Below are 6,145 nucleotides of genomic sequence, written 5' to 3' on the forward strand. Positions count from 1 at the left end.
TTGAAATCCTACTGGATAAAAGGGAGGTTTTTTTCGTGCAGAAGAATTGGAAAATAGGATTGATTACGGTTGTGGCAATATGCATGCTGATGGTCATTTCCGGTTGCGGGAATAAGGTTAAGACAAATTCGAACGGATTTAAGACAAATAGTTATGGGAATGACGGTTATCTAGGAATGTCGAACAGCAACCCAAGTCTTCCTGGACATCACATGGTGACGAATTACAAATCGGATATTTCTTCAATGAAGCAGTCGATCAAGAATGTTCCTGGAGTCGCTGATTCTAACGTTACCTTTAATGGTGCAAACGCTTATGTGACGATCAAGCTCAATTCTGGCTTGAAGGCGAATGAAATTCCGACAGTGGAGCAGCAGGCTGCAACTGTACTGCGATTTAATTATCCTCAGTACACAATTCATGTCAAATCAATGAAATAATTAAGATTTGTGGCAAGGGAATTGCTTCCTTCGGTTGCACTTCGCTTCACAATTCGCTATACTTAGTTTTGCCGTGCTAGACGGGGAGGTAGCGGTGCCCTGTAACTCGCAATCCGCTCCAGCGAGGTTGAATTCCTGTTTTAGGTTTTGTGATGCAGGTTCCGGTAGGTTTCGTGCCGTGTTGACGGCAGGGTCCTTCGCGAGGGACGGCCATGAACCCGGTCAGGTCCGGAAGGAAGCAGCCATAAGTGGTTTAGTTCTTGTGTTGGAGGGTAGCTCGGCTTGAGCGACGCATTCCTATACGGCTGGATCACAATTATCGAAATCAGGTGCACGGTCCTACTAAGTAAATGAATAATTCTTAAATAGTGTGATAGGAAGCATCTTGGCTCAAATGGCCAAGATGCTTCTTTTTTTATGTTCTATACAGAAAATACGACTACTGTCATAGGTCTTGAGGAGGGAATTAAATTGAAATACCGAATATTTACAATTGGATTGGCCTGTTGACCGGAGGTGAATACAAAACATGGATGAACTGGTTTTGCTTGCGGAAGATAATTCCGTAGGATCGAATCTGAAGAAACGAGAGCTTTTCATACGGCAGTTTGCAAATCACTTTCTGTCGTTAGAGGGTGTAGGAGTTCTTCTGGTGGATTCGGATTTTAACATCGTAGAAATTAGCGAAATGATTTGTTCAATGTTCGGCTGCAGCCGAATCGACATCATAGATAAGCCTATAGAGAACTGGTTTGAATCGATTTCATTGCATCCTGAGCCGTTTGACCGCAGTTTGTTAGAGGGAGGGACATTCCGCAATCGGGTCTTGAATTGGAAGGTGGATAAGGCAAGCTATAAACTTATGATGGATGGTGAAGTGCTTAGGGGTAACGGTGAAGTGGTTGGAGCTTTTGTCTTGTTCAGAGATGTATCACATTTAATGGTCATGGATGAACAAATGAGAAATTCGGACCGGTTGAAAACGATTGGGGAGATTGCGGCGGGTACCGCACATGAAATACGTAATCCATTAACGGCGATCAAAGGCTTCATGCAGCTACTGAATAAAAAATTGATGGAACGAAGTATGAGTAAGGAACAGGAATTTATAAGTATTATGCTGTTAGAGCTTGAAAGAGTAAATGATTTAGTGAGTGAATTTCTCTTGCTCAGTAAGCCCAAGGGGATCGATAAGGTGTCGATTGGAATTGGGCGTGTGCTGCAGGAAATTTTGCCAATGATACAAAGTGAGTCGCTGCTTCATAATGTATCTCTCCAATACTATCCCGAACCGATGCTGTATCCGGTTTTGGCGGATCGGGGGATGCTGAAGCAGATATTTCTAAACTTGGCAAAAAATGCGATTGAAGCCATGACCGAGGGAGGGACATTAATAATTCGGGAGTGTTATGATCCCAACAAGGCAAATGGGATTGTGGTTGAAATATGCGACACGGGAACGGGAATTTCGGCGGATGACTTAAAGCAAGTATTTAATCCTTTTTTTACAACGAAGCCGCAAGGGACTGGACTGGGCCTGTCCGTCTGTATGAAAATTATTCATGACCTAAATGGAAGTATTGAAGTATCTTCTAGTAAGAGTGGAACTAAATTCACAGTGTGGTTGCCCTATGCCGAGAAAGTGGAGCGAGAATTGTATGAGGGCGGTGGAGCGCGGTCTTCTGATGATGTATAATGGTTGAAACGGTAAGCTGACGGGAGCGACAAGCAAATGGCACATCTTGCTTTGTACCGGGCCTGGCGTCCCCAGACGTTCAAGGACATGGTCGGGCAGCAACATATTGTACAGACCCTACAAAACGCAATTCGCGAAAACCGTCTTTCCCACGCCTATTTATTTAGTGGACCAAGAGGAACGGGGAAAACAAGCGCAGCGAAAATACTAGCCAAAGCGGTTAACTGTGAGCATGGTCCAACGCCTGAGCCATGTAATCAATGCTCTCAGTGTGAGCGGATCACGAGTGGCTCAGTGATGGATGTCGTCGAGATCGATGCTGCATCCAACCGTGGGGTAGAAGAGATTCGTGATATTCGCGATAAAGTGAAATACTCGCCGACAGAAGTGCGGCGCAAGGTGTATATTATTGATGAAGTGCACATGCTGACGACAGAAGCCTTTAATGCGCTATTAAAGACATTGGAAGAGCCCCCTAGTCACGTTATGTTCATTTTGGCAACAACAGAGCCTCACAAGCTGCCGCCGACAATTATCTCTCGTTGCCAACGCTTTGACTTTCGTCGTGTTTCATTAGAAGAACAAGTAGGTCGTCTTCGGGAAATATGTACAGAAGAGCAAATCACAGCAGAAGAAGAAGCACTTCGATACATTGCTCGATTATCCGACGGTGGAATGCGTGACGCTTTAAGCTTGTTGGATCAGATTTCGTCCTTCACGGGTGGTCAAGTTACCTTAGAGCAGGCGACCGAAGCGACCGGTGGGTTACCATCGGAGCAATTTGCTAGGCTAGCCATCGCAATTCGCGAGAACGATGCTTCTAAGGTGCTACTTGAGATTGATGAGATGATGAAAGCGGGTAAAAGTGCGGACAAATGCTTAGAGCAGCTTATGCACTACTTCCGAGATTTGTTGTTAGCGCAATTAGCGCCAGACGCTGGGGATTCATCGGGGCGTATCGCAAATCCGGCTGAGCTTAAAGAAATGTCTGGTGGATTTTCCCGAGAGCGGTTATTTGCTATCATAGACTTGTTAAACCGTTATCAGAGTGAAATGAAATACGCGGCACACCCACAAACGATGTTCGAGATTGCTTTGTTAAAGCTATGCTCGGACAATCCAACTGCATCGTCAGCTGCTCAAGCTGCCTCCAGTGCAGCTATGAGCTCTGCGGAATCGGGTGTGAGCCGTGGTGAGCTTACGCAGTTAAAGCAGCAAATCGCTGCTTTAGAGAGTAAGCTAGGGGCATTGAAGAGTGGAGGGGGGGCACCCACTTCTGGAGGGGCATTCCCGACTTCAAGTGGTGGTGGAAACTCTAATGCTCGTGGGAGCGGAAGCGGAGGGGCGACTAGCTCTCCACGACCATCGGTCGTATCTCGCACGAAGCTGAATGCCTTTGTTGAGGCGCACGGAGCTGCGGGACAATCGTTGGCGAAGTGGCCGCAAATTCTCCAGCGAGTGAAGGAGGAAAGGGTAACCGTTCACGCTTGGTTAGTGGATGGAGAACCCGTCTCCTTCGCAGAGAACACAATGGCAGTAGCGTTCCGGAATACCATTCATCGCGAAACGACGGAGAGGCCTGCTAACAAAGGGGTTATCGAAGGGGTTCTAAGCTCTATTTTCGGGAATCCGACTCAACTCATCACCTTCATGCAAAAAGAATGGCAGGAAGCGTTGGCGGAGAGTACTGGAAAGTCCACTGAGCAAGCGGTGGGTGAGGAGTTACTTCTCGTGCCGGATGATGAGCATGAGGGGAAGAGTGAGCCTTGGATTGATGAGGCTGTTCGCCTGTTTGGAGAACAATTAGTCACGATTAAAGATGACTAGCGAATGCTGCTAAATTGAGTTTTCTCGGTTGCTGGTATGACCATTACATCTATTACACACTTTTTAGGAGGCTAATAACAATGAACAACATGAATCAAATGATGAAGCAAGTGAAGAAGATGCAGGAGCAAATGATGAAGGCACAAGAGGAATTGGGCACTAAAACAATTGAAGGAACTGCGGGTGGCGGTGTCGTAACCGTATCTATTAACGGTCATAAAAAACTGCTCGACATTAAGATTAAACCAGAAGCTGTTGATCCGGAAGATGTTGAAATGCTACAGGATCTTGTGTTAACCGCAGTAAACGATGCGTTATCCAAAGCTGACGAGATCGCGAACCAGGATATGGGTAAATATACTGGGGGCATGAAGATCCCAGGATTGTTCTAATTAGAGGAGACTAGAGCCTTGTTTTATCCAGAACCGATTGCGAAGCTAATTGACTCTTTCTCCCGCCTTCCGGGCATTGGGCCAAAGACGGCTGCTAGACTGGCTTTCTACGTCTTGCGAATGAAGGAAGAAGAAGTCATTGATTTCGCAAAGGCACTTGTAAATGTTAAACGGAATTTAACCTATTGCACCGTCTGCTGTAATATTACGGATACGGACCCTTGCCGGATTTGTTCAGACAAATCGAGGGACGTTTCCGTGATCTGTGTGGTTCAGGAGCCTAAGGACCTCGTAGCCATGGAGAGAACCCGCGAGTTCAAGGGTCATTACCATGTGTTGAACGGAGCGATTTCGCCAATGGACGGCTTGGGGCCTGATGATATTCGGGTTGCCGAACTCGTAAGAAGACTCGGAGATGATACAGTCCAAGAGCTCATCTTGGCTACGAACCCTAATATAGAAGGTGAGGCAACGGCGATGTATTTATCGCGGTTGGTGAAGCCGTTCGGAATTAAGGTTACTCGTATCGCGCACGGGCTGCCAGTTGGTGGAGATTTGGAATATGCGGACGAGGTTACGATCTCCAAAGCTTTGGAAGGTCGTAGGGAGCTCTATTAGGATCATATTCGATTACGTAAGGCGCCTTCGGGCGTCTTTTTTTTTGCGTTGTGTACTCATTTGTTCTAATAGAACCAATCTGTGTATAGAAATAGTAGTGGGTTGTCCTTCTGGGGCGGTACCGTGTAATGACGCGGGAGGGATAGTTATGCAATGGAAGAAGAAGCGTGAACAAGACTTGATACAATCTAATGAGCGTCAAGTGCTTATTGCGGATATACGCAAAGCGGAACTGGAATGGAAGCTTGCGGAATGGAGATTCCATCATGCTCTTGGGGATGATCACGTGGATTATGCGATCTATTGCTTGGAGGCAGCGGAAATGAAACTAGGGATTTTACTCAAGCAAGCGAAGCTGCAGTGGAAGCACTCGGCCGTCTATAAGGAAGATGGGGTTTCGGTATGAAAACATTCTGGCTCGTCCTACTTGTTGTTTCAGGGGTATCACTTGGGGTTGTTCTATTGAGGCAAAACGTGCCTAAAGGTTGGTTGATGCGTTTCAGTGTTCATCTTATAGTGGCGGCTATGGCATTATACGCATTAAACTTCTCGGGATGGGTGACTGGAGGGTATGTTCCGCTTAATCCCTTTACGATTGGCACTGTGGCTTTGTTGGGACTGCCGGGTATTGGGCTAGTCATGGGCTTGCAATGGACTCTTCTCGCTTGAAAGTGCCTGCTGAAGCGGGTGCTTTTTTGATACTCAATAAAAATATGAATGTATAGGTTGACGAGATGCTTTCGGATATGATACATTATATCTCGCGCCTCTTAGACAAGCCTAACCGCTTACGAAGAACATAACGAATTGGAAGAAAATACTTGTTGCAATTCATATGAGCGCTGTGGTATATTATAAAAGTCGCCGTTAGCGAGAACGACAAGAAACGCTAAAAGCCAACGAGCGCAAAACGAAACACAAATTGTTCTTTGAAAACTGAACATCGAGCGTAAGAAAACGAACAAAACGTCGGAAGATGGCTTCGGCTGTCGGAGGACAAACCAGTTGTAAAGATTGAGCCTTCAAGGCTCTTTAATACGAAGCTTCGGCTTCACTATTATGGAGAGTTTGATCCTGGCTCAGGACGAACGCTGGCGGCGTGCCTAATACATGCAAGTCGAACGAATCTCTGATGGAGCTTGCTCCTGATGAGGTTAGTGGCGGACGGGTGA

7 protein-coding genes, 1 rRNA gene and 1 other RNA gene are annotated in these 6,145 nt (G+C 46.3%); all 9 read left to right on the forward strand.

All coding sequences use genetic code 11. The features are described 5' to 3' along the window. The first annotated feature begins 35 nt into the window (after nucleotides 1–35). Nucleotides 36–440, forward strand: a complete 405-nt coding sequence (locus M1K58_RS20125) for a hypothetical protein (RefSeq protein ID WP_256760663.1) — start codon at nucleotides 36–38, stop codon at nucleotides 438–440. 71 nt (nucleotides 441–511) lie between these two features. After that, nucleotides 512–777: signal recognition particle sRNA large type (gene ffs, locus M1K58_RS20130), an RNA gene on the forward strand. A gap of 192 nt (nucleotides 778–969) precedes the next feature. Continuing rightward, on the forward strand, nucleotides 970–2,136 hold the full coding sequence (locus tag M1K58_RS20135; protein ID WP_256760664.1) for a two-component system sensor histidine kinase NtrB: 1,167 nt from the start codon (nucleotides 970–972) through the stop codon (nucleotides 2,134–2,136). Nucleotides 2,137–2,172: 36 nt separating this feature from the next. Next, nucleotides 2,173–3,963, forward strand: coding sequence for a DNA polymerase III subunit gamma/tau (gene dnaX, locus M1K58_RS20140; protein WP_256760665.1), 1,791 nt, complete (start codon nucleotides 2,173–2,175; stop codon nucleotides 3,961–3,963). Nucleotides 3,964–4,043: 80 nt separating this feature from the next. Further along, entirely contained in the window at nucleotides 4,044–4,355 is a 312-nt protein-coding gene (locus M1K58_RS20145) for a YbaB/EbfC family nucleoid-associated protein (RefSeq protein WP_256760666.1), read from the forward strand. 18 nt (nucleotides 4,356–4,373) lie between these two features. Continuing rightward, a complete protein-coding gene (gene recR, locus M1K58_RS20150) occupies nucleotides 4,374–4,973 on the forward strand; it encodes a recombination mediator RecR (RefSeq protein WP_256760667.1) in 600 nt (199 codons plus the stop codon). Nucleotides 4,974–5,121: 148 nt separating this feature from the next. After that, nucleotides 5,122–5,379, forward strand: a complete 258-nt coding sequence (locus tag M1K58_RS20155) for a DUF2508 family protein (RefSeq protein ID WP_256760668.1) — start codon at nucleotides 5,122–5,124, stop codon at nucleotides 5,377–5,379. Further along, the gene (locus M1K58_RS20160; protein WP_256760669.1) at nucleotides 5,376–5,642 is read left to right on the forward strand and encodes a pro-sigmaK processing inhibitor BofA family protein; all 267 of its coding nucleotides are present in this window, start codon (nucleotides 5,376–5,378) and stop codon (nucleotides 5,640–5,642) included. The genes M1K58_RS20155 and M1K58_RS20160 overlap by 4 nt, the downstream gene beginning before the upstream one ends. Before the next feature lie 387 nt (nucleotides 5,643–6,029). Continuing rightward, a 16S ribosomal RNA gene (locus tag M1K58_RS20165) occupies nucleotides 6,030–6,145 on the forward strand; the annotation flags it as partial.

The organism is Cohnella sp. WQ 127256 (genome assembly GCF_024519285.1).
Classification (GTDB): Bacteria; Bacillota; Bacilli; order Paenibacillales; family Paenibacillaceae; genus Cohnella.